Origin of the sequence: Pseudomonas gregormendelii, from assembly GCF_017114825.1 — a bacterium.
GTDB classification, from domain to species: domain Bacteria; phylum Pseudomonadota; class Gammaproteobacteria; order Pseudomonadales; family Pseudomonadaceae; genus Aquipseudomonas; species Aquipseudomonas gregormendelii.
The window spans coordinates 79,429-100,855 of record NZ_JADEVO010000001.1; the positions used below are offsets into that span (position 1 = coordinate 79,429).

22 protein-coding genes and 1 other RNA gene are annotated in these 21,427 nt (G+C 59.5%); 17 read left to right on the forward strand and 6 right to left on the reverse strand.

The genetic code is table 11. The annotated features are described in order from the left end of the window. Positions 1 to 64 precede the first annotated feature (64 nt). Positions 65 to 985, reverse strand: coding sequence for a GlxA family transcriptional regulator (locus IMW75_RS00395; protein WP_177328543.1), 921 nt, complete (start codon positions 983 to 985; stop codon positions 65 to 67). Positions 986 to 1,205: 220 nt separating this feature from the next. Between IMW75_RS00395 and IMW75_RS00400 the strand changes: the two genes are divergently transcribed. Next, the gene (locus IMW75_RS00400) at positions 1,206 to 2,342 is read left to right on the forward strand and encodes an acyl-CoA dehydrogenase family protein (protein ID WP_045059271.1); all 1,137 of its coding nucleotides are present in this window, start codon (positions 1,206 to 1,208) and stop codon (positions 2,340 to 2,342) included. A 104-nt stretch (positions 2,343 to 2,446) separates the two neighbouring features. Here IMW75_RS00400 and IMW75_RS00405 read toward each other — a convergent pair whose 3' ends face one another. Continuing rightward, positions 2,447 to 3,487: an NADP(H)-dependent aldo-keto reductase gene (locus IMW75_RS00405; RefSeq protein ID WP_205891604.1), complete on the reverse strand. Its 1,041-nt coding sequence runs from the start codon at positions 3,485 to 3,487 to the stop codon at positions 2,447 to 2,449. A gap of 245 nt (positions 3,488 to 3,732) precedes the next feature. Between IMW75_RS00405 and rplM the strand changes: the two genes are divergently transcribed. The 7 genes from rplM (at position 3,733) to IMW75_RS00440 (ending at position 8,621) form a co-directional block, all read left to right on the forward strand. Then, entirely contained in the window at positions 3,733 to 4,161 is a 429-nt protein-coding gene (gene rplM, locus IMW75_RS00410) for a 50S ribosomal protein L13 (protein WP_007905295.1), read from the forward strand. 14 nt (positions 4,162 to 4,175) lie between these two features. Next, positions 4,176 to 4,568, forward strand: coding sequence for a 30S ribosomal protein S9 (rpsI, locus tag IMW75_RS00415; RefSeq protein WP_002555064.1), 393 nt, complete (start codon positions 4,176 to 4,178; stop codon positions 4,566 to 4,568). 267 nt (positions 4,569 to 4,835) lie between these two features. Beyond that, positions 4,836 to 5,429 carry a ubiquinol-cytochrome c reductase iron-sulfur subunit gene (gene petA, locus IMW75_RS00420; protein WP_045059273.1) on the forward strand — a complete coding sequence of 198 codons (594 nt, stop codon included), beginning with the start codon at positions 4,836 to 4,838 and terminating at the stop codon, positions 5,427 to 5,429. Further along, complete coding sequence (locus tag IMW75_RS00425) at positions 5,429 to 6,640, forward strand: cytochrome b (protein ID WP_045059274.1); 1,212 nt, start codon at positions 5,429 to 5,431, stop codon at positions 6,638 to 6,640. The genes petA and IMW75_RS00425 overlap by 1 nt, the downstream gene beginning before the upstream one ends. Continuing rightward, positions 6,640 to 7,422: a cytochrome c1 gene (locus IMW75_RS00430; protein WP_045059275.1), complete on the forward strand. Its 783-nt coding sequence runs from the start codon at positions 6,640 to 6,642 to the stop codon at positions 7,420 to 7,422. The genes IMW75_RS00425 and IMW75_RS00430 overlap by 1 nt, the downstream gene beginning before the upstream one ends. A 151-nt stretch (positions 7,423 to 7,573) precedes the next feature. Beyond that, positions 7,574 to 8,191, forward strand: a complete 618-nt coding sequence (locus IMW75_RS00435; protein ID WP_007905304.1) for a glutathione S-transferase N-terminal domain-containing protein — start codon at positions 7,574 to 7,576, stop codon at positions 8,189 to 8,191. Positions 8,192 to 8,207: 16 nt separating this feature from the next. Continuing rightward, on the forward strand, positions 8,208 to 8,621 hold the full coding sequence (locus IMW75_RS00440; RefSeq protein ID WP_045059276.1) for a ClpXP protease specificity-enhancing factor: 414 nt from the start codon (positions 8,208 to 8,210) through the stop codon (positions 8,619 to 8,621). A gap of 157 nt (positions 8,622 to 8,778) precedes the next feature. Here the strand turns inward: IMW75_RS00440 and IMW75_RS00445 are convergent, their stop codons facing one another. The 4 genes from IMW75_RS00445 to IMW75_RS00460 all read right to left on the reverse strand — a co-directional run bounded on the left by IMW75_RS00445 (position 8,779) and on the right by IMW75_RS00460 (position 12,225). Continuing rightward, positions 8,779 to 9,357, reverse strand: coding sequence for a BON domain-containing protein (locus tag IMW75_RS00445; RefSeq protein ID WP_045059277.1), 579 nt, complete (start codon positions 9,355 to 9,357; stop codon positions 8,779 to 8,781). Beyond that, positions 9,354 to 9,947 carry a phosphoheptose isomerase gene (locus tag IMW75_RS00450; protein WP_045059278.1) on the reverse strand — a complete coding sequence of 198 codons (594 nt, stop codon included), beginning with the start codon at positions 9,945 to 9,947 and terminating at the stop codon, positions 9,354 to 9,356. The genes IMW75_RS00445 and IMW75_RS00450 overlap by 4 nt, the downstream gene beginning before the upstream one ends. Before the next feature lie 104 nt (positions 9,948 to 10,051). Beyond that, positions 10,052 to 10,414 (reverse strand): YraN family protein, encoded by a 363-nt coding sequence (locus IMW75_RS00455; RefSeq protein ID WP_205891605.1) that lies wholly within the window; start codon positions 10,412 to 10,414, stop codon positions 10,052 to 10,054. Beyond that, positions 10,414 to 12,225 carry a penicillin-binding protein activator gene (locus IMW75_RS00460; protein ID WP_045059280.1) on the reverse strand — a complete coding sequence of 604 codons (1,812 nt, stop codon included), beginning with the start codon at positions 12,223 to 12,225 and terminating at the stop codon, positions 10,414 to 10,416. Before IMW75_RS00460 ends, IMW75_RS00455 begins: the two co-directional genes overlap by 1 nt. A gap of 176 nt (positions 12,226 to 12,401) precedes the next feature. On the opposite strand from IMW75_RS00460, the gene rsmI reads away from it, so the two are divergent. The 9 genes from rsmI to mraY all read left to right on the forward strand — a co-directional run bounded on the left by rsmI (position 12,402) and on the right by mraY (position 21,426). Then, the gene (gene rsmI, locus IMW75_RS00465; RefSeq protein ID WP_205891606.1) at positions 12,402 to 13,307 is read left to right on the forward strand and encodes a 16S rRNA (cytidine(1402)-2'-O)-methyltransferase; all 906 of its coding nucleotides are present in this window, start codon (positions 12,402 to 12,404) and stop codon (positions 13,305 to 13,307) included. A gap of 76 nt (positions 13,308 to 13,383) precedes the next feature. Continuing rightward, positions 13,384 to 13,737, forward strand: an RNA gene (gene rnpB, locus IMW75_RS00470) — RNase P RNA component class A. Positions 13,738 to 14,092: 355 nt separating this feature from the next. After that, positions 14,093 to 14,548 carry a division/cell wall cluster transcriptional repressor MraZ gene (gene mraZ / locus IMW75_RS00475; protein ID WP_008147486.1) on the forward strand — a complete coding sequence of 152 codons (456 nt, stop codon included), beginning with the start codon at positions 14,093 to 14,095 and terminating at the stop codon, positions 14,546 to 14,548. Then, the gene (gene rsmH, locus IMW75_RS00480; protein ID WP_045059282.1) at positions 14,545 to 15,492 is read left to right on the forward strand and encodes a 16S rRNA (cytosine(1402)-N(4))-methyltransferase RsmH; all 948 of its coding nucleotides are present in this window, start codon (positions 14,545 to 14,547) and stop codon (positions 15,490 to 15,492) included. Before mraZ ends, rsmH begins: the two co-directional genes overlap by 4 nt. Next, entirely contained in the window at positions 15,489 to 15,782 is a 294-nt protein-coding gene (gene ftsL / locus IMW75_RS00485) for a cell division protein FtsL (protein WP_045059283.1), read from the forward strand. The genes rsmH and ftsL overlap by 4 nt, the downstream gene beginning before the upstream one ends. Continuing rightward, on the forward strand, positions 15,782 to 17,521 hold the full coding sequence (locus IMW75_RS00490; RefSeq protein WP_177328544.1) for a peptidoglycan D,D-transpeptidase FtsI family protein: 1,740 nt from the start codon (positions 15,782 to 15,784) through the stop codon (positions 17,519 to 17,521). The genes ftsL and IMW75_RS00490 overlap by 1 nt, the downstream gene beginning before the upstream one ends. After that, a complete protein-coding gene (locus IMW75_RS00495; RefSeq protein WP_205891607.1) occupies positions 17,521 to 18,984 on the forward strand; it encodes a UDP-N-acetylmuramoyl-L-alanyl-D-glutamate--2,6-diaminopimelate ligase in 1,464 nt (487 codons plus the stop codon). The genes IMW75_RS00490 and IMW75_RS00495 overlap by 1 nt, the downstream gene beginning before the upstream one ends. Beyond that, the gene (locus IMW75_RS00500) at positions 18,977 to 20,344 is read left to right on the forward strand and encodes a UDP-N-acetylmuramoyl-tripeptide--D-alanyl-D-alanine ligase (RefSeq protein ID WP_205891608.1); all 1,368 of its coding nucleotides are present in this window, start codon (positions 18,977 to 18,979) and stop codon (positions 20,342 to 20,344) included. The genes IMW75_RS00495 and IMW75_RS00500 overlap by 8 nt, the downstream gene beginning before the upstream one ends. Next, on the forward strand, positions 20,344 to 21,426 hold the full coding sequence (gene mraY / locus IMW75_RS00505; protein ID WP_045059287.1) for a phospho-N-acetylmuramoyl-pentapeptide-transferase: 1,083 nt from the start codon (positions 20,344 to 20,346) through the stop codon (positions 21,424 to 21,426). The genes IMW75_RS00500 and mraY overlap by 1 nt, the downstream gene beginning before the upstream one ends. Position 21,427 lies beyond the last annotated feature (1 nt).

The following is a 21,427-nucleotide window of genomic DNA, read 5'->3' on the forward strand; positions in this document are numbered from 1 at the left end:
ATTGCGCTGACAAATCGCTATCGCTGGCAAGCCAGCTCCCACAGGTCTTGTATTTTTCTCGGGGCTACGCTGCCTGCTGAAACTGCTGCCGATACTGATTCGGTGACAGATCCGTATGTTGGCGAAACAGGCGGGCGAAGAAGCTTGCATCGTCGTAGCCCACCTCATAACTGATGGTCTTGATGCTTTTGCGGCTGCCGGACAGCAGGCCCTTGGCGGTTTCAATGCGCAGGCGTTGCAGGTAGTGCAGTGGTTTGTCGCCGGTGGCGGTCTGGAAGCGGCGCATGAAGTTACGGATGCTCATGCCGTGTTCGCGGGCGACGTCTTCGAAGCGGAATTTGTCGGCGAAGTGTTCTTCGAGCCAGTGCTGGATCTGCAGGATGATTACGTCCTGATGCAATTTTTGTCCGCCGAAGCCGATGCGGCCGGGGGAGTAGCTGCGCTGCACTTCATAAAGGATGTCGCGGGCCACGGCTTGCGACACGTTGGCGCCGCAGAAGCGTTCGATCAGATAAATGTACAGGTCGCAGGCTGAGGTGGTGCCGCCGGCGCAGTACAGGTTGTCGGCGTCGGTCAGGTGCTTGTCCTGATTGAGCTGGACCTTGGGGAAGCGTTCGGCGAAGGCGTTGAAGAAGCGCCAGTAGGTCGTGGCTTCCTTGCCGTCGAGCAGCCCGGCTTCGGCGAGCCAGAATACGCCGGTCGCCTCGCCGCACAGCACGGCGCCGCGGGCGTGTTGCTGGCGTAGCCACGGCAGGACTTGCGGGTAGCGCTGGCAAAGCGTCTCGAAGTCGTCCCAGAACGCCGGCAGGACGATGATGTCGGCGTTTTCCAGGCCGCCGTCCACCGGCATGATGACATCACTGAAGCTGTTCACTGGCTTGCCATCCGGGCTGACCAGACGAGTCTCGAAGGCCGGCACGAGACCGTGGCCGAGCTGTTTGCCATAGCGCAGGCTGGCAAGGTGGAAGAAATCCTTGGCTTGCATGAGGGTGGAAGCGAAAACCCGGTCGATAGCCAGGATGCTGACGCGCCGTAAAGGCGTGGAGGCTTGGTTGGACATAATTCAACTTTATTTTTATAAGGGAAAGTGGTCACCAGACGGCTGGATCGTCTTATTTTTTGTCTGATGTGTCCAGTGTCCTGTATCGAAGCCGAGGCATAGTCTCTGAAGGCCCCATCCTTCCAACAATAACGACAGGTGCCGCATGATCCCCAGAACCTTGTTCAGTTCCGAGCACGAACTCTTTCGCGACAGCGTTCGATCGTTCCTCGATAAGGAGGCGGTACCGTTTCATGCGCAATGGGAGAAACAGGGCTACATCGACCGTAAACTCTGGAACAAGGCGGGGGAGGCGGGGATGCTGTGCTCGCATCTGCCGGAAGAATATGGCGGGCTGGGGGCGGACTTCCTATACAGCGCGGTGGTGATCGAAGAAGTGGGTCGACTCGGGCTGACCGGTATCGGTTTTTCTCTCCATTCGGACATTGTTGCGCCATATATCCTGCACTACGGCAGCGAGGCGTTGAAGCACAAATACCTGCCGAAACTGGTCTCTGGGGAAATGGTCACGGCGATTGCCATGACCGAGCCAGGGGCTGGCTCCGACTTGCAGGGGGTAAAGACCACTGCGGTGCTGGATGGCGACGAGTATGTGATCAACGGCTCCAAGACTTTCATCACCAACGGCTTTCTGGCTGACCTGGTGATTGTCGTGGCCAAGACCGATCCGAAAGCCGGCGCGAAGGGCACCAGTCTGTTTCTGGTGGAGGCCGATACGCCTGGCTTCGACAAGGGCAAGCGTCTGGAGAAAGTCGGCATGAAGGCCCAGGACACTTCGGAGCTGTTCTTTCAGGACGTGCGCGTGCCCAAGGAAAACCTGCTGGGGCAAGCAGGGATGGGTTTTGCCTATCTGATGCAGGAATTACCCCAGGAGCGGCTCACGGTGGCTATCGGCGGCCTGGCCTCGGCTGAAGCGGCGCTGCAGTGGACGCTCGACTACACCCGTGAGCGCAAGGCATTCGGCAAGGCCATTGCGGACTTCCAGAACACTCGGTTCAAGCTGGCGGAAATGGCCACTGAAATTCAGATTGGCCGGGTCTTCGTTGATCGCTGCCTGGAATTGCACTTGCAGGGCAAGCTGGATGTGCCGACGGCGGCGATGGCCAAATATTGGGGTACCGACCTGCAGTGCAAGGTGCTCGATGAGTGCGTGCAGTTGCATGGCGGCTACGGGTTCATGTGGGAATACCCGGTGGCCCGGGCGTGGGCGGATGCGCGAGTGCAGCGCATTTATGCCGGGACCAACGAGATCATGAAGGAGATCATTGCCCGGTCGCTTTGATGTTGCGGTGACTGTCAGGCCGCCATCGCGGGCAAGCCACGCTCCCACAGGAATAACCGAACCTGTGGGAGCGTGGCTTGCCCGCGATTGGTTTCAAGGATTAATCAAGGTGCAGGATTCGGGTGATCCTTGTGTATCGCCTCAATCCCCTCAAGCACTTCATCCGACAGCTTCAGCTCGAAGCTGGCGATGTTGCTCTCCAGCTGCTCCAGGGTTGTGGCACCAATGATGTTGCTGGTCACGAACGGCTGTTGGTTGACGAACGCCAGTGCCATTTGCGCAGGGTCCAGGCCGTGCTCACGGGCCAATGCCACGTATCGGCTGCAGGCCGCCTCGGACTGCGGGTTGAAATAGCGGCTGAAGCGGCTGTAGAGGCTCAGGCGGCCTTTTGGCGGGCGGGCGCCACCTTCGTACTTGCCGGACAGGAAACCGAACGCCAGCGGCGAATAGGCGAGCAGGCCGCATTGTTCGCGGATGGCGATTTCCGCCAGGCCGACCTCGAAACTGCGGTTGAGCAGGTTGTAGGGGTTCTGGATCGACACGGCGCGCGGCCAGCCACGGGCTTCGGCCAGCGCCAGGAAGCGCATGGTGCCCCACGGGGTTTCATTGGACAGGCCAATGTGGCGGATCTTGCCGGCCCGGACCTGCTCGTCCAGCGCTTCGAGGGTGTCTTCCAAGGGAGTGAGGTTGGCTTCGGTCTGGTGCTTGTAGCCCAGCTGGCCGAAGAAGTTGGTGCTGCGCTCCGGCCAGTGCAGTTGGTAAAGATCGATGTAGTCGGTCTGCAGGCGCTTGAGGCTCGCATCTACGGCTTCGGTGATGTGCTGGCGGTTGTGCCGCAGGTTCTTGTCGCGGATGTAGTCGATCGTATTGCCGGGGCCGGCGATCTTGCTGGCCAGGATCCAGTCGGCGCGATCGCCGCGGCTTTTGAAGTAATTCCCTATGTAGCGCTCGGTGGTGGCGTAGGTTTCGGCTTTGGGTGGCACCGGGTACATCTCCGCGGTGTCGATAAAATTGATCCCAGCGCCTTTGGCCCGTTCGATCTGTGCGAAGGCTTCAGCCTCGCTGTTTTGCTCGCCCCAGGTCATGGTTCCGAGGCAGATTGCGCTTACGTTCAGATGGGTCCGGCCTAGCTGTCGATAGTCCATCGGGTGCTCCTTGGGCAAAACAATCATAAAAGCAGGTTGAAATATTTTTCGCAATCTGCATAATTGCGCACCTCTTTCTGCAGTGGAAGTGATGCGCCGCCGCCGAAGAATCTTGCCGTTGAACGGACGCGCCGACCCGAGCCCCCGAAAGCGTCTGTATCCGGCTGCCTTTGACTTGTCAAAGTACGCACTATTCAGTAAGATCCGCCGTCTAATTTACAGGGCGGCCCCTGAGGCTATAAAGAATGAAAACTTTTACTGCTAAACCGGAAACAGTACAGCGCGACTGGTTTGTCGTCGACGCTGCAGGTCAGACCCTGGGTCGTCTGGCCACCGAAATCGCGAGCCGTCTGCGTGGCAAGCATAAAGCTGAGTACACTCCTCACGTTGACACCGGCGACTACATCGTCGTTATCAACGCCGAGCAGATTCGTGTAACCGGTGCTAAAACCACCGACAAAATCTACTACTCCCACTCCGGTTTCCCGGGCGGCATCAAGTCGATCAACTTTGAAAAGCTGATTGCTAAAGCCCCTGAGCGCGTGATCGAGACCGCGGTCAAAGGCATGCTGCCTAAGAACCCGCTGGGTCGCGACATGTATCGTAAGCTGAAAGTCTATGCGGGCGCTGTACACCCTCATACTGCTCAGCAGCCCCAAGAACTGAAGTTTTAACGGAATAGTTCATTATGTCGGCGACTCAAAATTACGGCACTGGCCGTCGCAAGACCGCAACCGCACGCGTTTTCCTGCGTCCGGGTACTGGTAACATCTCCATCAACAACCGTTCGCTGGATAATTTCTTCGGCCGCGAAACTGCCCGCATGGTAGTTCGTCAGCCGCTGGAATTGACTGAGACTGTCGAGAAGTTCGACATCTACGTCACCGTGATCGGCGGTGGTGTAAGTGGTCAAGCTGGCGCAATCCGCCACGGTATCACTCGCGCTCTGATGCAGTACGACGAAACCCTGCGTGGCGCTCTGCGCAAAGCTGGCTTCGTGACTCGCGATGCTCGTGAAGTTGAACGTAAGAAAGTGGGTCTGCGTAAAGCGCGTAAGCGTCCGCAGTACTCGAAGCGTTAATTCGCTTCCACGTTCAAAAAAGAACGCCCAGTTCCTCACGGAGCTGGGCGTTTTTTTATGGGTGCGATTTATCAAAGAATTGCTCTGTGACAACTTGCCACAGCCGCAGAGGCCCTATACTGCAAGGCTTGGCAGTGGAGCTCTTGGGTAATTACCTTGTCAGAATTGGGGCTTTTCATTACCATTCGGCAAAATTTTTATAAGTACATAGATTTACTTAGTAGATGCCTGATTTAACAGGCCACAAAGCTGATGGGAGAGGACTGAATGAGCAATGACGGCGTGAATGCAGGCCGGCGTCGCTTCTTGGTAGCAGCCACATCCGTGGTGGGTGCTGCAGGAGCGGTGGGGGCTGCGGTCCCGTTCGTGGGGTCATGGTTTCCCAGTGCCAAGGCGAAAGCCGCAGGTGCACCGGTGAAAGTGAATGTCAGCAAAATCGAACCAGGTCAGCAGATGATTGCTGAGTGGCGCGGTCAGCCGGTGTTCATCGTCCGCCGTACCGAGGAAATCCTGGGGAATCTGAAGAAGATCGAGGGCCAGTTGTCTGACCCGACCTCCAAGAACTCGACACAACCGACCTATGTCGACCCGGAAACGCGTTCGATCAAGCCAGAGGTACTGCTGCTGATCGGAATCTGCACGCACCTGGGTTGCTCGCCGACTTTCCGTCCGGAAGTGGCTCCCGCAGATCTGGGCAAGGATTGGGTAGGTGGTTATTTCTGCCCTTGCCACGGTTCCCACTACGACCTGGCTGGCCGCGTCTACAAGTCGCAACCTGCGCCTTTGAACCTGCCAGTTCCCCCGCATTCCTATGAGACCGACGAGATCATTGTCGTCGGCGTCGATACGGAGAACGCGTGATGAGCAAGTTCATGGATTGGGTGGATGCGCGCTTTCCTGCCACTAAAATGTGGGAAGACCATCTCAGCAAGTATTACGCTCCGAAGAACTTCAACTTCTTCTATTTCTTTGGCTCCCTCGCACTGCTCGTTCTGGTCAACCAGATCGTCACCGGTGTCTGGCTGACCATGAGCTACACCCCGTCGGCGGAAGAAGCCTTTGCCTCCGTCGAATACATCATGCGTGACGTCGAGTACGGCTCCATCCTGCGTCTGTTGCACGCGGTGGGTGCCTCGATGTTCTTCATCGTGGTCTACCTGCACATGTTCCGTGGCTTGCTCTACGGTTCGTATCAGAAGCCGCGGGAGCTGGTGTGGGTCTTCGGCATGCTGATTTACCTGGCGCTGATGGCTGAGGCCTTCATGGGCTACCTGCTGCCTTGGGGCCAGATGTCCTACTGGGGTGCCCAGGTGATCATCTCGCTGTTCGGTGCGATCCCGGTCATCGGTGACGACCTGACCCAGTGGATCCGTGGTGACTACCTGATTTCCGGCATCACCCTGAACCGCTTCTTTGCGCTACACGTCGTGGCCTTGCCGATCGTGATTCTCGGTCTGGTGGTGCTGCACGTCCTGGCGCTGCACGAAGTCGGGTCGAACAACCCGGACGGCGTGGACATCAAGAAACACAAAGACGAAAACGGCGTACCGCTGGACGGCATTGCCTTCCACCCGTACTACACCGTGAAAGATATCGTCGGCGTGGTGGTGTTCCTGTTCATCTTCTGCTCGATTGTATTCTTCTTCCCGGAAATGGGCGGCTACTTCCTGGAGAAGCCGAACTTTGAAGTGGCCAACGCCTTCAAGACCCCAGAGCACATTGCTCCGGTCTGGTACTTCACTCCGTTCTACGCGATCTTGCGCGCGGTTCCAGACAAGCTCCTGGGCGTAATTGCCATGGGTGCGGCCATCGCGGTGCTGTTCGTACTGCCGTGGCTGGATCGCAGTCCGGTCAAGTCAATGCGCTACAAGGGCTGGCTGAGCAAGATCTGGCTGGTGTTGTTCTGCGTGTCGTTCGTGATCCTGGGCATCCTCGGTGTCCTGGCTCCGACTCCGGGCCGTACCTTGCTGTCGCAGGTGTGTACCTTCCTGTACTTCGCCTACTTCATTCTGATGCCTTTCTACACCAGGCTCGAGAAGACCAAACCGGTTCCGGATAGGGTGACTGGCTGATGAAAAAGCTATTTGCTGTACTGATTCTTGCTGCATTGCCTGTGCTGTCCTTTGCCGCTGAGCACGGCGGTCCAGAGCTGGAAAAGGTCGACATCGACGTTTCCGACAAGGCTGCCTTGCAAGACGGCGCGCGTACGTTCGCCAACTACTGCATGGGTTGCCACAGCGCCAAGTTTCAGCGTTACGAGCGAGTTGCCGACGACCTGGGTATCCCGCACGACCTGATGCTCTCGAACCTGGTGTTCACGGGTGCCAAGATCGGCGACCACATGAGCATCGGCATGCAACCGGCAGATGCCAAGACCTGGTTCGGTGCGGCACCGCCCGACCTGACCCTGGTCGCCCGCGTGCGTGGCACCGACTGGCTGTATGGTTACCTGAAGTCGTTCTACGAAGATCCTGCGCGCCCTTGGGGCGTCAACAACAAGGTCTTCCCGAACGTCGGCATGCCTAACGTGCTGGTCGGCCTGCAAGGTCGCCAGGTTGTCGGCTGCAAGCAGGTGCAGATCGTCGAGGACGGCAAGAAGCAATATGACCCTCTGACGGGTACGCCGCTGACGCATGAAGCCTGTGATCAACTGACCATCGTGCCGAAAAGTGGGGCGCTGACTGAAGAGCAGTTCGATGAGAAGGTCAAGAATCTGGTAACCTTCCTCGCTTACTCGGCTAACCCGGTTAAGCTGCAACATCAGCGCATCGGTACGTACGTATTGCTGTACCTGGCGTTCTTCTTCGTATTCGCTTACCTGCTCAAGCGCGAATACTGGAAAGACGTGCACTGATAACGTTTCAAGCAATTGCTGTTAATCGCGCGCGCCCAAGGGCGTCTCTGAAGATGTAACGTATCTGGTTATCCAGAGGTTACGGAGAGGCGCCCTCTGGGCGCGCTCGTTTTTTCCGCTTTCGAAATTTCAACAAGCGAGGAGGACCGCCATGGGCGTGACCAATCGGTTGGCCTGTTACTCCGACCCCGCCGACCACTATTCCCACCGGGTACGCATCGTACTCGCAGAGAAGGGTGTCAGCGCCGAGATCATTTATGTGGAAGCTGGTCGCCAGCCGCCTAAACTGATCGAAGTGAACCCTTACGGGAGTTTGCCCACCCTGGTTGATCGTGACCTGGCGTTGTGGGAATCGACCGTAGTGATGGAATATCTGGATGAGCGTTACCCGCACCCGCCGCTACTGCCGGTTTATCCCGTGGCGCGTGCCAACAGCCGTCTGCTGATCCATCGTATCCAGCGTGACTGGTGTGGCCTGGTGGATCTGATTCTGGATTCGCGGACCAAGGAAGCAGCCCGCGTCGTGGCCCGCAAGGAGCTGCGCGAGAGCCTGACAGGCGTGTCGCCGTTGTTCGCGGACAAGCCGTTTTTCCTCAGTGAGGAACAAAGTCTGGTGGATTGCTGCCTATTACCAATACTCTGGCGCTTGCCGATTCTGGGTATTGAATTGCCGCGGCCTGCGAAGCCGCTGCTTGATTATATGGAGCGCTCGTTTGCGCGTGAGGCTTTCCAGGCAAGTCTGTCTGGTGTCGAACGCGATATGCGCTAAGGCTTAAGGAGCCGCTATGAACTCCAGTCGACCTTATCTGGTCCGCGCGCTCTATGAGTGGATTGTAGATAACGATTGCACCCCGCACATGCTGGTCAATTCCGAGTACCCGTCGGTGCAGGTGCCTCAGGGTTTTGCCAGTGAAGGGCAGATTGTCCTGAACGTATCGCCGGCAGCCGTGCGGCATTTGCACATGGACAACGAAGCGGTCAGCTTCGAAGGGCGCTTCGGTGGCGTGCCGCACACCCTGTACGTGCCTATCGCATCGATCCTGGGCATTTATGCTCGGGAGAACGGTCAGGGCATGGTGTTTGATCTGGAATCGCCTATGGAAGACGAGGAAGAGATCGAGCCGGATGACGATGTTCCGCCGCCCGACAGCGAGCCGCCGCGACCAAGCGGAAGGCCGAGTTTGAAGGTGGTGAAGTAATAAAAAAGGCGATCCGGATGGATCGCCTTTTTTATTGCTTCACCACCTTCAAACCCTTAGGAGCTGCCGAAGGCTGCGATCTTTTGATTTTGATTTTTCCAAAGATCAAAAGATCGCAGCCTCGTTTCACTCGACAGCTCTTACAGATCGTGGCGCATCAATCGATGTACTCGAACAACTTGACAATCTTCTGCACGCCAGACACGCCTTGCACCAGATTGGTCGCCTGGGCCGCTTCCTGCTTGGTCAGCAGGCCCAGCAGGTAGACGATGCCATTCTCGGTGACAACCTTGATGCGCGAGCCCGGAATGCTCGCATCGGTCAGCATCTGGGTCTTGATCTTGGAGGTCAGCCAGGTGTCGTTCTGGCGAGCGAGGAAGCCTGAAGGTGGCAGTACCTGCAGTTCGTTATGCACCGTCTTCACGCGCTGGACCGAAGAGGCGGCCTGTTCGGCCTTGGCCTTCAGGTCTGCGGTAGGCGTTTGCCCGGCCAGCAATACCACGCCGTTGAAGCTGGTGACTACGATGTGCGAATCGTTGTCCAGGGCGGGGTCGGCCTTGGCGATGTTCACGCCGACCTTGGTTTCGATCAGGGTGTCATCGATCTTGCTGCCGAAGGTGCGGGTCCCGCGGTCATCATCAATCGGCGCCTCACGGCTGGCGTTAACCACCGAAGTGCAGCCGCTGATACCGAGGCATAGTGTCAGGGCCATCAGGCCTAGGCGATTAGGGGTCATTCTTCACTCCCGAACAGTTGGCTGTCGATCAAGTCGCAGAGGCAATGGATCGCCAGCAGGTGGACTTCCTGAATACGTGCAGTGACGTTGGCCGGGACGCGGATCTCGACGTCCTCGGGCAAAAGCAGTGATGCCATGCCACCACCGTCGCGGCCCGTCATTGCTACGACAATCATTTCGCGATCATGTGCGGCCTGGATCGCTTGAATAATATTGGCCGAGTTGCCACTGGTCGAAATTGCCAGCAATACGTCGCCTGGTTGGCCCAGGGCGCGGATCTGCTTGGAGAAGATTTCGTTATAGCTGTAGTCGTTGGCGATCGAGGTGATCGTCGAGCTGTCGGTGGTCAGCGCAATGGCTGGCAGGCTGGGGCGCTCGCGTTCGAAGCGGTTGAGCAGCTCCGAGGAAAAATGCTGGGCGTCACCAGCAGAGCCGCCGTTGCCGCAGGACAGCATCTTGCCCTCGTTGAGCAGGGCGTTGACCATCACCTGGCTGGCTTGCTCGATGTGCGGTGCAAGTACGTCCATCGCCATTTGCTTGGTGTCGATACTGGCCTGAAAAAGCTGGCGAATTCGGGATTGCATGTCCATCTGTGTGACCTTAATTAGCGCGGCTACCTGGCACAGGAATGTGCAGCCCGCAAAGCAAAGAGCAAAAGTGTTGGGTGGAAGTGTCCGGTTCAGCGCGCAGTCGATCAGCTGTCGAAGGCATTTTGCAACCAGTTCAACTGATCGAGATTGCTGTCGATGGCAATCACGTCGAAACGGCAAGGGGAATTGGCCCAGCGCGACTCGCGCTGAAGAAAATACTGCGCGGCAAAAATCAGCTTCTGCCGTTTGCGCTCATCGATGCTATCGAGCGCGCCACCCCATTGAGTGTTTTTTCTGTAGCGGACTTCAACGAATACTACTGTATCGCCATCGAGCATGACCAGATCAAGCTCGCCGCGTTTGCATAACCAGTTCTGCGCCAGCAGGCGCAGACCCTGTTGTTGCAGATGCTCGAGCGCATTGCGCTCGGCATCCTGACCGCTTTGTCGGCGTGTCCTCTCGGGCATCAGCGCGAGGTGTCCGGCAGGCGCTGGACCTGGCCATTGACGAACTGCGCCCACGGCAACTGACGTTCGACGCGCTGGTTCTGGGTCATGCCCAGGCTGCCCGACTCACCCTCGATGCGGCTGTCCGGCAAAGCCTTGAGCTGCCCCAGGCGAGGTGCCAGGCGGTAGGCATCGGCGCCCATCGCATACAGGCGTCCCAGGCTGCCGGCGGCTTGTGGCCATTGGGCGGTAACCTGTTTGCGCAGCGGATCGTTGACGTCCAGCAACCATGGGGTTTCGCAGAACCGCACGCCATTCATATCGTTGTACTGGTTCACATCACCGCTGGCACTGTACACGTGGGACGTGGCGTAGACCGGCACGTCACCCGCGTACTGGAAGTTCAGGGTCGGCTTGATCTGCTGGGCTTGCTGCGGAGTTGCCGCCAGGAAGATGAACTCGATGTCCTGGCGACGCGAAGGCTGGGCGGCGACCTGCGAACCTATCGTGGTTTGCAGGCTCTTGGCACGACCTTCGCTCTGACGCAGCTGGAACATGTCGGCAATCTGCTGGGCCAGTTGCACCGGCTGGTCAACGCGTTCGGTGGCGACGATGCTGCCGCCGTTGGCTTGCCAATCCTGGCTGAACGCTCGCAGTACACGGTCGCCCCATTCACCTTTGGGTACCATGATGGCGGCGCGGGTCAGGCCGTCGGCGCGAGCGCGGCGGGAGACTTCCCGGGCTTCGTCTTCGGCGGCAAGCCCAAACTGGAACAGTTGGGCCGGACCCTGGGTGCCTTCACTGTAGTTCAGGGCCAGGGTAGTGATCGGCAGTTGCGGGCGAGTGCTGAGTTGTTTGACCAGTGGCTTTTCCAGTGGCCCCACGACCAGTTGCACGCCGTCGGCCTGGGCCTTGCGATAGAACTCGTCCATGGAGGTCAGGCGCGAGCTGTCATAGAACTCGATGGCCGGCGGATTCTGACCGGCTTGCTGTGCCTGGTAGTGCGCGGCCATGAAGCCTTCGCGCAGCGCCTTGCCGACAGCGGCCAGCGGGCCGTCCTGTGGCAACAGCAGGCCGATCTTGCCCAGGGGCTGGCTGGCCAGTTCCTTGAGCTTGGTCAGGGGGATTGGCAACTGGATGGCTGCCGGATGCTTGGGGTTCTGGGCGCGCCAGTTGTCGATCGCGGCCTGCTGTTGCTCCAGGGTGCCCGCCGTCTTCACGGCCAGCGCCAGGCTCATCCAGCCACCGAGGTCATCGGTGGAGGTGGGCTGCAGTTGGTCGGTTGGCAGCGAAGCGATCAGGGTCCAGATCGCTTCATGGTTCTTGCCGGCGGCTTCGCCTTCGAGCATGGGCGCAATGAAAATGCGCTCCCGTGCAGCCGCCAACGCTTGTCCGTCGGCTTCAAGCGCGCGGGCATGCACGGTACCGGTACGCACCTGTTGCTCGACCGGCAGTTCGCTCAGGCGCTGCAGGCTCGGATGGCTCAATGCAGTCAGCGCTGCCTTGGGCTGATTGCGCACCATCGCCAGTTCTGCGGCCAGCGTGCTGGCGAACACCTGCTGTCCAGGCTTGAGTTGTTCCACCGGTACTTGCTGGAGGATTTGCGCCGATTGGCCAGCGTTACCCTGGCGATAGGCCAGGTCGGCGGCGCTCAAGCGTAACAGCGCAGCTTTTTCCGGGTCTTTGCTCTGGGAAGCCTGCTCGAGCAGTTGCTCGATACTGGCATCCGGAGTCCGTGGAAGGTCGCCAAGGCTGGAGGAGGGCGAGCTGGCGCAGGCCGCCAGCAAGGCAGCGAGGCAGAGGGCAGTGAACAGCCGCAGGCAAGCGATCATGTAGTGTTCCTGATACTCGATCAAATTAGCGTGGAATTGTACCCAAGCACTGGCCGGGGCGCGATGTTACTGGCGTGAATCGATCAATTTAGCTCATGCAAATGTTGCAGCAACGCAACTGAGGCAGGTAAACCTGCAGTGGCAGACGCCTGTCGCCAGCGGCGCTACGCGCTACAATGGCGACTTTTAACGATCATGAGGTGTGCGCTTTGACTGCTCCAGGTGCTTTGAATTCCGCTGCTGGCTCGCTTTATGTGGTGGCGACGCCCATCGGCAACCTGGACGATATCAGTGCGCGCGCCCTGAAGATCCTCCGTGATGTCGCCTTGATTGCCGCCGAAGATACCCGGCACTCCCAGCGCCTGATGCAGCACTTTGGCATTCCAACGCCGCTGGCGGCCTGTCATGAGCACAACGAACGGGATGAAGGTAGCCGCTTTATTACCCGGTTGCTGGCAGGGGACGATGTGGCATTGATATCCGATGCCGGCACGCCGTTGATTTCCGATCCGGGCTACCACCTGGTGCGCCAGGCGCGCGCGGCCGGCATTAATGTAGTGCCCGTCCCGGGTGCCTGTGCATTGATTGCGGCATTGTCGGCTGCGGGCCTGCCGTCGGACCGCTTCATCTTCGAAGGGTTTCTGCCCGCCAAGGCAGTAGGCCGCCGGGCCCGCCTGGAGCTGGTCAAGGAAGAACCGCGTACCTTGATTTTCTATGAGGCGCCGCACCGTATCCTGGAGTGTCTGCAGGATATGGAACTGGTGTTTGGTGGTGAGCGTCCGGCCTTGCTGGCCCGGGAGATCACCAAGACTTTCGAAACCCTCAAGGGGCTGCCCCTGGCCGAGTTGCGCGAGTTTGTCGAGTCGGACAGCAATCAGCAGCGGGGCGAGTGCGTGGTGCTGGTGGCGGGTTGGTCCATGCCTGAAACAGAAGATGCGGTCAGCAGCGAGGCCATGCGCATCCTCAATCTTCTGCTCGAAGAGATGCCGCTCAAGCGTGCCGCCGCCCTGGCCGCGCAAATCACCGGTGAGCGCAAGAATGTGTTGTATCAGGTCGCGCTGGAAAAACAGAAGGGCGAGTGAAAACCCGACGCGCAGGAGTGGCCAAAGGCTTTTAGCGCTTGTTCTTCGGCCGCTGTCCCGTTAACCTTCGCGGCGGAGAGTCGATCGGACAGTCGCTGCCCTCTATGAAAATTAGGGGGGGGAGGAAAGTCCGGGCTCCATAGGGCGAAGTGCCAGGTAATGCCTGGGAGGCGTGAGCCTACGGAAAGTGCCACAGAAAATAACCGCCTAAGCGCTTCGGCGCCGGTAAGGGTGAAAAGGTGCGGTAAGAGCGCACCGCACGTCTGGCAACAGTTCGTGGCTAGGTAAACCCCACTTGGAGCAAGACCAAATAGGGTCCCAAGGCGTGGCCCGCGCTGGGACCGGGTAGGTTGCTAAAGATGTCCAGTGATGGCCATCGTAGACGAATGACTGTTCAAGACAGAACCCGGCTTACAGATCGACTCTCCACCTTTTTCCCCTCCCTGTTTGCAGCATTGGACAGGGCGCAGGCAGTAGCGCTTTTCCTCCTTCCAGAAACCTCAGCAGAAGCACTTTCGTAATACCAAAAAAATCTTACACTTAACAAACTACTTTAACTTCCGGGCGCAGCCTTCAGTGCTGGTTCAAGTTATTGAGCAAGATTATGCGTCAGATTCTCGTTGCCCCCCCTTTTGCGCTCCTAAATCACAGTTATGTAAGACTTTTCCTTTACCGCGCGCCTTGACGGTGTGGTGGGCGCATTCCTATAGTGTGCGCAAGTGGCGGAAAGTGGCATGAAGTGGGTTTTTTGAGCTCAAAACGCTAATATTTGGAGAAACGCTGACGTGTTTCGCGGAGCTAACGCTATCAGTCTCGACGCAAAAGGCCGTCTCGCTATGCCGAGCCGGTATCGCGACGAGCTCGTTTCGCGTAGTTCCGGGCAGTTAATTGTCACGATCGATGCCGTTGATCCCTGTTTGTGTGTTTACCCCCTCGATGAGTGGGAAATTATTGAAACCAAATTGCGCGCACTGCCTTCGCTTCGCGAAGAAAACCGCCGCCTGCAACGTTTACTGATTGGTAACGCCGTCGACCTCGAGCTCGATGGCAGTGGTCGTTTTCTGGTTCCGCCGCGTTTGCGTGAATATGCCAAGTTGGATAAGCGCGCGATGTTGGTAGGCCAACTGAACAAGTTCCAATTATGGGACGAGGATGCCTGGGATGCGGTTTCTGCCGCTGATCTGGCTGCTATTCAACAACCGGGCGCCATGCCTGATGAACTGCGTGATTTAATTCTGTGACTATTGATAGCGGCTTCAACCACATCACCGTACTGCTTGACGAAGCCGTGGAGGCTCTCGCCGTACGTCCTGATGGCTGCTATCTGGACGGTACGTTCGGACGCGGCGGACACAGCCGTTTGATCCTCAGCCAGCTGGGGCCCGATGGCCGGTTGCTGGGATTCGACAAAGATCCTCAAGCGATTGCCACTGGGCAAACGCTGGCGGCCGAAGACGGCCGCTTTGTCGTTGTGCAGCGCAGCTTTGCCGAGCTGGGCTCGGAAGTGGCCGAGCGCGGGCTGGCCGGCAAGGTCAGCGGGATCCTGCTGGACCTCGGCGTGTCTTCCCCTCAGCTTGACGACCCTGAGCGCGGTTTCAGTTTCCTCAACGACGGCCCGTTGGACATGCGCATGGATCCTTCGCGAGGGATCAGCGCTGCCGAATTCGTCAACACCGCGCCGGTGGAAGAGATTGCCCGGGTGTTCAAGGAATACGGCGAAGAACGTTTTTCCGGACGCATGGCTCGAGCCGTCGCTGAGCGTCGCGATATCAAGCCATTCGAGCGCACCGGCGACCTGGCTGAAGTCCTGAAAGTCGCCAACCCGGCATGGGAGAAGGGCAAGAACCCGGCCACCCGTGCTTTCCAGGGCTTGCGTATCCACGTCAACAACGAGCTGGGCGACCTGGAGGCTGGCCTCGAAGCCGCCCTGGAGTGCCTGGAAATCGGCGGCCGCCTGGTAGTGATCAGCTTTCATTCCCTGGAAGACCGCATCGTCAAGCTCTTCATGCGCAAGCTGGTGAAAGGCGAAGCGGACAACCTGCCGCGCAACCTGCCGGTGCGGCATGTGGCCTTCGAGCCGAAAATCAAAGTCCATGGCAAAGCGCAGTCCGCCTCCGAGGCCGAACTCAAAGCCAACCCACGTTCCCGTAGCGCCGTCATGCGTGTCGCGGAGAAGTTGCGGTGAGCAAGCTTTTCGCCAAGCCACTTCCCGGCGGAAGCTTTTTCATGCTGCTGCTATTTGTCGGTGTGCTCGTGTCGGCTATCGGCGTGTCCTACAGTGCCCACTGGAACCGCCAGTTGCTGAACTCGCTGTACAACGAATTGAGCGTGCGCGACAAGGCGCAGGCGGAGTGGGGGCGGCTGATTCTCGAGCAGAGTACCTGGACCGCACACAGCCGAATCGAAGTTCTGGCCTCAGAGCAACTGAAGATGCGCATTCCCGGCGCAGCTGAAGTGCAAATGGTGGCGCCATGATGAAACTCGAGGGCGCACTGTTCCCATGGCGGTTTCGCCTGGTACTGGGCTTGCTCGGCGTCATGGTCGCGGCGATCTGCTGGCGTATCATTGACCTGCAAATCGTTGACCGTGCGTTCCTTAAAGGCCAGGGCGATGCGCGCAGCGTTCGTCACATTCCCATTCCGGCTCACCGTGGCCTGATCACCGACCGTAACGGCGAGCCTTTGGCCGTCAGTACGCCGGTCACCACGCTGTGGGCCAACGCCAAGGAAATGCAACAGGCCAAAGAGAAGTGGCCAGCACTGGCGGCGGCTCTGGGCCAGGACCCGAAAGCCCTGAGCGAGCGTCTCGAAGCCCAGGCCAACAAGGAATTCATCTACCTGGTGCGTGGCCTGACCCCGGAGCAGGGGCAGTCGGTACTAGACCTGAAAGTACCCGGCGTCTATGGCATCGAAGAGTTCCGGCGTTTTTATCCTGCCGGTGAAGTCACCGCGCACATGGTCGGGTTCACCGATATCGACGACCACGGGCGCGAAGGAGTCGAGCTGGCCTATGACGAATGGCTCGCGGGTGTCCCGGGCAAGCGCCAGGTCATCAAGGACCGGCGCGGCCGACTGATCAAGGATGTACAGGTCACCAAAAACGCCAAGGCCGGCAAGCCCTTGGCGTTGTCCATTGACCTGCGCCTGCAATACCTGGCCAACCGCGAGCTGCGCAACGCAATCATCGAGAATGGCGCCAAGGCCGGCAGCCTGGTGATCATGGATGTGAAGACCGGCGAAATCCTCGCTATGGTCAACCAGCCAACATACAACCCGAACAACCGTCGCAACCTGCAGCCGGCGATGATGCGCAACCGCGCAATGATCGACGTGTTCGAGCCGGGTTCGACCATGAAAGCGATTTCCATGAGCGCCGCGATTGAATCCGGGCGCTGGAAACCGACCGATACCGTCGAGGTCTATCCAGGCACCTTGCAGATCGGTAAATACACCATCAAGGACGTATCCAAGTCCGAGGGCCCGGTACTCGATCTGACCGGCATCCTGATCAACTCCAGTAACGTCGGCATGAGCAAGATCGCCTTCGACATTGGCGGCGAAACCATTTTCCGCCTGGCGCAGAAAGTCGGCCTCGGCCAGGACACCGGCCTGGGATTCCCGGGCGAGCGCGTCGGCAACCTGCCGAACTACCGCGAATGGCGCAAGGCTGAAACCGCCACGTTGTCCTACGGCTACGGTATCTCCGTGACTGCGATCCAGTTGGTGCACGCGTTTTCGGCGCTGGCCAACAACGGTCGCCTGGCGCCGCTGACGCTGATCAAGACCGACAAGGCGCCGCAAACTACCCAGGTATTGCCCGAGACAGTCGCGAAGACCATGCAGACCATGCTGCAACAAGTGATCGAAGCCCCGCGCGGCGTGTTCCGTGCCCAGGTCCCGGCTTATCACGTGGGTGGCAAGTCGGGTACCGCACGTAAAACCTCGGTTGGCACCAAAGGTTACGCCGAGAATTCCTACCGTTCGCTGTTCGCCGGCTTCGGCCCGATGAGCGACCCGCGGTACGCAATCGTTGTAGTCATCGATGAACCAAGCAAAGCCGGTTACTTCGGCGGCCTGGTATCGGCGCCAGTGTTCAGCAAAGTGATGTCCGGGACCTTGCGCCTGATGAACATCACTCCTGACAACCTGCCTCCGGTCCAGCAGGCCAATGCCACCCCGGCTGTTCCGCTGAAAGCCAATGGAGGGCGCGGCTGATGTCTCTAAGTCTGAACAAGATATTTGCCCACGCCGGTCGTGATCTGCTGATCCGCGAACTGACCCTTGATAGCCGCAATGTGCGGGCTGGCGACCTGTTCCTGGCCGTGCCTGGCGGCAAGTTCGACGGCCGTGCGCACATCGGCGATGCCTTGCAGCGCGGCGCCGCAGCCGTGGCCTATGAGGTTGAAGGCGCTACCGTGCTGCCGATCACTGACGTGCCGCTGATTCCGGTCAAGGGCCTGGCAGCGCAGCTGTCGGACATCGCCGGGCGATTTTATGGTGACCCGAGCCGCCACCTGAACCTGGTCGGCGTCACTGGCACCAACGGCAAGACCAGCGTTACCCAGCTGGTCGCGCAAGCCCTGGACCTGCTCGGTCAGCACTGCGGCATTGTTGGCACCCTGGGCAGCGGTTTCTACGGCGCCCTGGAGAGCGGCCTGCACACGACGCCAAACCCGATAGCCGTCCAGGCGACCCTCGCCGACTTGAAGAAAGCCGGGGCCAAGGCCGTGGCCATGGAAGTGTCCTCCCACGGCCTGGATCAGGGGCGAGTGACGGCCTTGGCGTTCGACGTGGCAGTGATGACCAACCTGTCCCGCGATCACCTCGATTACCACGGCACCATGCAGGCTTACGGTGAAGCCAAGGCGAAGCTGTTTGCCTGGAATGACCTGAAATGCCGCGTGGTGAATCTCGACGACGAGTTCGGCCGCCAGCTGGCCGCTGACAAACGCGAGTCGCGACTGATCACCTATAGCCTCGAAGACGCCCGCGCCTACCTTTATTGCCGTGAAGCGCATTTCGACGACGAAGGCGTGCGCGCCACGCTGGTCACGCCTCAGGGCGAGCATCACTTGCGCAGCACATTGCTCGGCCGGTTTAACCTGAGCAACGTGTTGGCCGCAGTCGGCGCCTTGCTCGGCCTGGATTACGCGCTCGACGAAATTCTCAAGGTGCTGCCGAAACTCGAAGGCCCGGCCGGTCGCATGCAGCGCCTGGGCGGCGGCACTCAACCGTTGGTGGTGGTCGATTACGCCCACACACCGGATGCGTTGGAAAAAGTATTGATGGCCCTGCGCCCACACGCCAAAGGGCGCCTGTTATGCCTGTTCGGCTGCGGCGGTGACCGTGATCGCGGCAAGCGCCCGCTGATGGCTGAAGTGGTGGAGCGTCTGGCGGACGGCGTGCTGGTCACCGATGACAACCCGCGTACCGAAGACCCTTCGGTGATCTTCGACGACATCCGTGCCGGTTTCAGCGCTGTGGATAACGTAACCTTCGTTGCCGGTCGTGGCCAGGCAATTGCCCAGCTGATTGCCGGTGCCTCGGCCGATGACGTCATCGTGCTGGCGGGCAAAGGCCACGAGGACTATCAGGAAATCAACGGCGAACGTCAGCCGTTCTCCGACCTGGTCGAGGCCGATCGCGCCCTGACCGCATGGGAGGTCGCCCGTGCTTGAAGCCTTGAAATTGAGCGAACTCACCGGCGCGCTGAACGCCCGCCTGGTCAGTGCCGATGCGAGCTTCAACGGCGTCAGCATCGACAGCCGCGCGATCCAGCCGGGCCAGTTGTTCGTGGCCCTGACCGGTCCGCGGTTTGACGGGCATGACTATCTCAATGACGTCGCCGCCAAAGGCGCAGTAGCGGCATTGGTCGAGCGTGAAGTCGCCGACAGCCCGCTGGCGCAACTGGTGGTCAAAGACACCCGCCAGGCCCTCGGTCAACTGGGCGCGATCAACCGTGTCGCGTTCACCCAGCCCGTGGCGGCCATTACCGGTTCCAGCGGCAAGACCACGGTCAAGGAAATGCTTGCAAGCATCTTGCGCACCCGTGGTCCCGTGCTGGCCACCCGCGGCAACCTGAACAACGACCTGGGCGCGCCCCTGACCTTGCTCGAACTGGCGCCGGAACATACTGCTGCCGTGATCGAACTGGGTGCTTCGCGTCTCGGCGAAATTGCCTACACCGTCGCGATGACCAAGCCCCATGTCGCCGTGCTCAATAACGCCGGGACTGCCCACGTGGGTGAGTTTGGCGGGCCGGAAAAAATCGTCGAGGCCAAGGGCGAGATTATCGAAGGGCTGGATGCCGACGGCGTCGCCGTGCTCAATCTCGATGACAAGGCTTTTGAAATCTGGAAGACCCGCGCAGCCGGTCGCAAAATACTGACCTTTGCCCTGAGCAATGTCGCGGCCGACTTCTACGCCAGTGATCTGGATCGCGACGCTCGCGGCTGCCCGGCGTTCAACCTGCACAGTCCCGACGGTGTGGAGCGTGTTCAACTGAACCTGCTCGGCACCCATAACGTCGCCAATGCCATGGCTGCCGCAGCCGCTGCCCATGCGCTGGGAGTATCCCTGTTCGGCATTGCCACCGGCCTCGGCGCGGTGCAACCGGTCAAGGGTCGCACCGTTGCGCAGCTGGCCAGCAACGGCATGCGCGTCATCGATGACACTTACAACGCGAACCCCACCTCCATGTGCGCCGCCGTTGATATACTCGCCGGCTTTTCCGGCCGCACCGTTCTGGTGCTCGGGGATATCGGCGAGTTGGGTGACTGGGCGGAGCAGGGGCACCGCGACGTGGGCGAATACGCCCGCGGCAAAGTCAGCGCGCTTTACGCTGTTGGGCCAATGATGGCCCACGCCGTGACCGCGTTTGGCGAGCACGCCCGTCACTTCAGCACTCAGGCTGAACTGATCCAGGCCCTCGGCGCCGAGCAAGACACCAACACCACCATTTTGATCAAGGGCTCGCGCAGCGCTGCGATGGAAAACATCGTTGCCGCTTTGTGCGGGTCCAGTTTGGAGAAACATTAATGCTGCTGCTGCTAGCGGAGTACATGCAACAGTTCTACAAAGGCTTCGCGGTCTTCCAGTACCTGACCCTGCGCGGGATTCTCGGTGTGCTGACCGCGCTGGTCCTTTCTCTGTGCTATGGCCCGTGGATGATCCGTACCCTGCAGAAGCGTCAGATCGGCCAATCGGTTCGTAACGACGGTCCGCAATCGCACCTGTCCAAGTCGGGCACCCCGACCATGGGCGGCGCGCTGATCCTGTCTTCGATCGGCGTCAGCACCTTGCTCTGGGCTGACCTGAGCAACCGCTACGTCTGGACCGTATTGCTGGTGACCCTGCTGTTCGGCGCGATCGGCTGGGTGGATGACTACCGCAAGGTGATCGAGAAAAACTCCCGTGGCCTGCCGAGCCGCTGGAAATACTTCTGGCAGTCGGTATTCGGCCTGGGCGCGGCGATCTTCCTGTTCATGACCGCCACCACGCCTGTGGAAACCACGCTGATCCTGCCGATGCTCAAGGACTACAGCATTCCATTGGGCGCAGGCTTCATTGTCCTGACCTACTTCGTCATCGTCGGCTCGAGCAATGCGGTCAACCTGACCGACGGTCTCGATGGCCTGGCGATCATGCCGACCGTGATGGTCGGTGGCGGGCTGGGGATCTTCTGCTATCTGTCGGGTAACGTGAAATTCGCCGAATACCTGCTGATTCCTTATGTGCCGGGTGCCGGTGAACTCATCGTATTCTGCGGCGCGCTGATCGGTGCGGGCCTGGGCTTCCTCTGGTTCAACACCTATCCGGCACAAGTCTTCATGGGTGACGTCGGCGCGCTGGCGCTGGGCGCTGCCCTGGGCACCATCGCGGTCATCGTCCGTCAGGAAATCGTCCTGTTCATCATGGGCGGTGTGTTCGTGATGGAAACCCTGTCGGTGGTCATCCAGGTGGCCTCCTTCAAGTTGACCGGCCGCCGGGTGTTCCGCATGGCACCCATACACCACCATTTTGAACTCAAGGGCTGGCCCGAGCCGCGCGTGATCGTCCGATTCTGGATCATCACCGTGATTCTCGTACTGGTTGGCCTTGCCACCCTGAAGCTGAGGTAGA

Bases quoted from the DNA above. Each gene is read 5' to 3' on its own strand.
- IMW75_RS00395 (WP_177328543.1), bottom strand. From the start codon at position 985: ATGCAAGCCAAGGATTTCTTCCACCTTGCCAGCCTGCGCTATGGCAAA.
- IMW75_RS00400 (WP_045059271.1), top strand. From the start codon at position 1,206: ATGATCCCCAGAACCTTGTTCAGTTCCGAGCACGAACTCTTTCGCGAC.
- IMW75_RS00405 (WP_205891604.1), bottom strand. From the start codon at position 3,487: ATGGACTATCGACAGCTAGGCCGGACCCATCTGAACGTAAGCGCAATC.
- rplM (WP_007905295.1), top strand. From the start codon at position 3,733: ATGAAAACTTTTACTGCTAAACCGGAAACAGTACAGCGCGACTGGTTT.
- rpsI (WP_002555064.1), top strand. From the start codon at position 4,176: ATGTCGGCGACTCAAAATTACGGCACTGGCCGTCGCAAGACCGCAACC.
- petA (WP_045059273.1), top strand. From the start codon at position 4,836: ATGAGCAATGACGGCGTGAATGCAGGCCGGCGTCGCTTCTTGGTAGCA.
- IMW75_RS00425 (WP_045059274.1), top strand. From the start codon at position 5,429: ATGAGCAAGTTCATGGATTGGGTGGATGCGCGCTTTCCTGCCACTAAA.
- IMW75_RS00430 (WP_045059275.1), top strand. From the start codon at position 6,640: ATGAAAAAGCTATTTGCTGTACTGATTCTTGCTGCATTGCCTGTGCTG.
- IMW75_RS00435 (WP_007905304.1), top strand. From the start codon at position 7,574: ATGGGCGTGACCAATCGGTTGGCCTGTTACTCCGACCCCGCCGACCAC.
- IMW75_RS00440 (WP_045059276.1), top strand. From the start codon at position 8,208: ATGAACTCCAGTCGACCTTATCTGGTCCGCGCGCTCTATGAGTGGATT.
- IMW75_RS00445 (WP_045059277.1), bottom strand. From the start codon at position 9,357: ATGACCCCTAATCGCCTAGGCCTGATGGCCCTGACACTATGCCTCGGT.
- IMW75_RS00450 (WP_045059278.1), bottom strand. From the start codon at position 9,947: ATGGACATGCAATCCCGAATTCGCCAGCTTTTTCAGGCCAGTATCGAC.
- IMW75_RS00455 (WP_205891605.1), bottom strand. From the start codon at position 10,414: ATGCCCGAGAGGACACGCCGACAAAGCGGTCAGGATGCCGAGCGCAAT.
- IMW75_RS00460 (WP_045059280.1), bottom strand. From the start codon at position 12,225: ATGATCGCTTGCCTGCGGCTGTTCACTGCCCTCTGCCTCGCTGCCTTG.
- rsmI (WP_205891606.1), top strand. From the start codon at position 12,402: ATGGCGACTTTTAACGATCATGAGGTGTGCGCTTTGACTGCTCCAGGT.
- IMW75_RS00490 (WP_177328544.1), top strand. From the start codon at position 15,782: ATGAAACTCGAGGGCGCACTGTTCCCATGGCGGTTTCGCCTGGTACTG.
- IMW75_RS00495 (WP_205891607.1), top strand. From the start codon at position 17,521: ATGTCTCTAAGTCTGAACAAGATATTTGCCCACGCCGGTCGTGATCTG.
- mraY (WP_045059287.1), top strand. From the start codon at position 20,344: ATGCTGCTGCTGCTAGCGGAGTACATGCAACAGTTCTACAAAGGCTTC.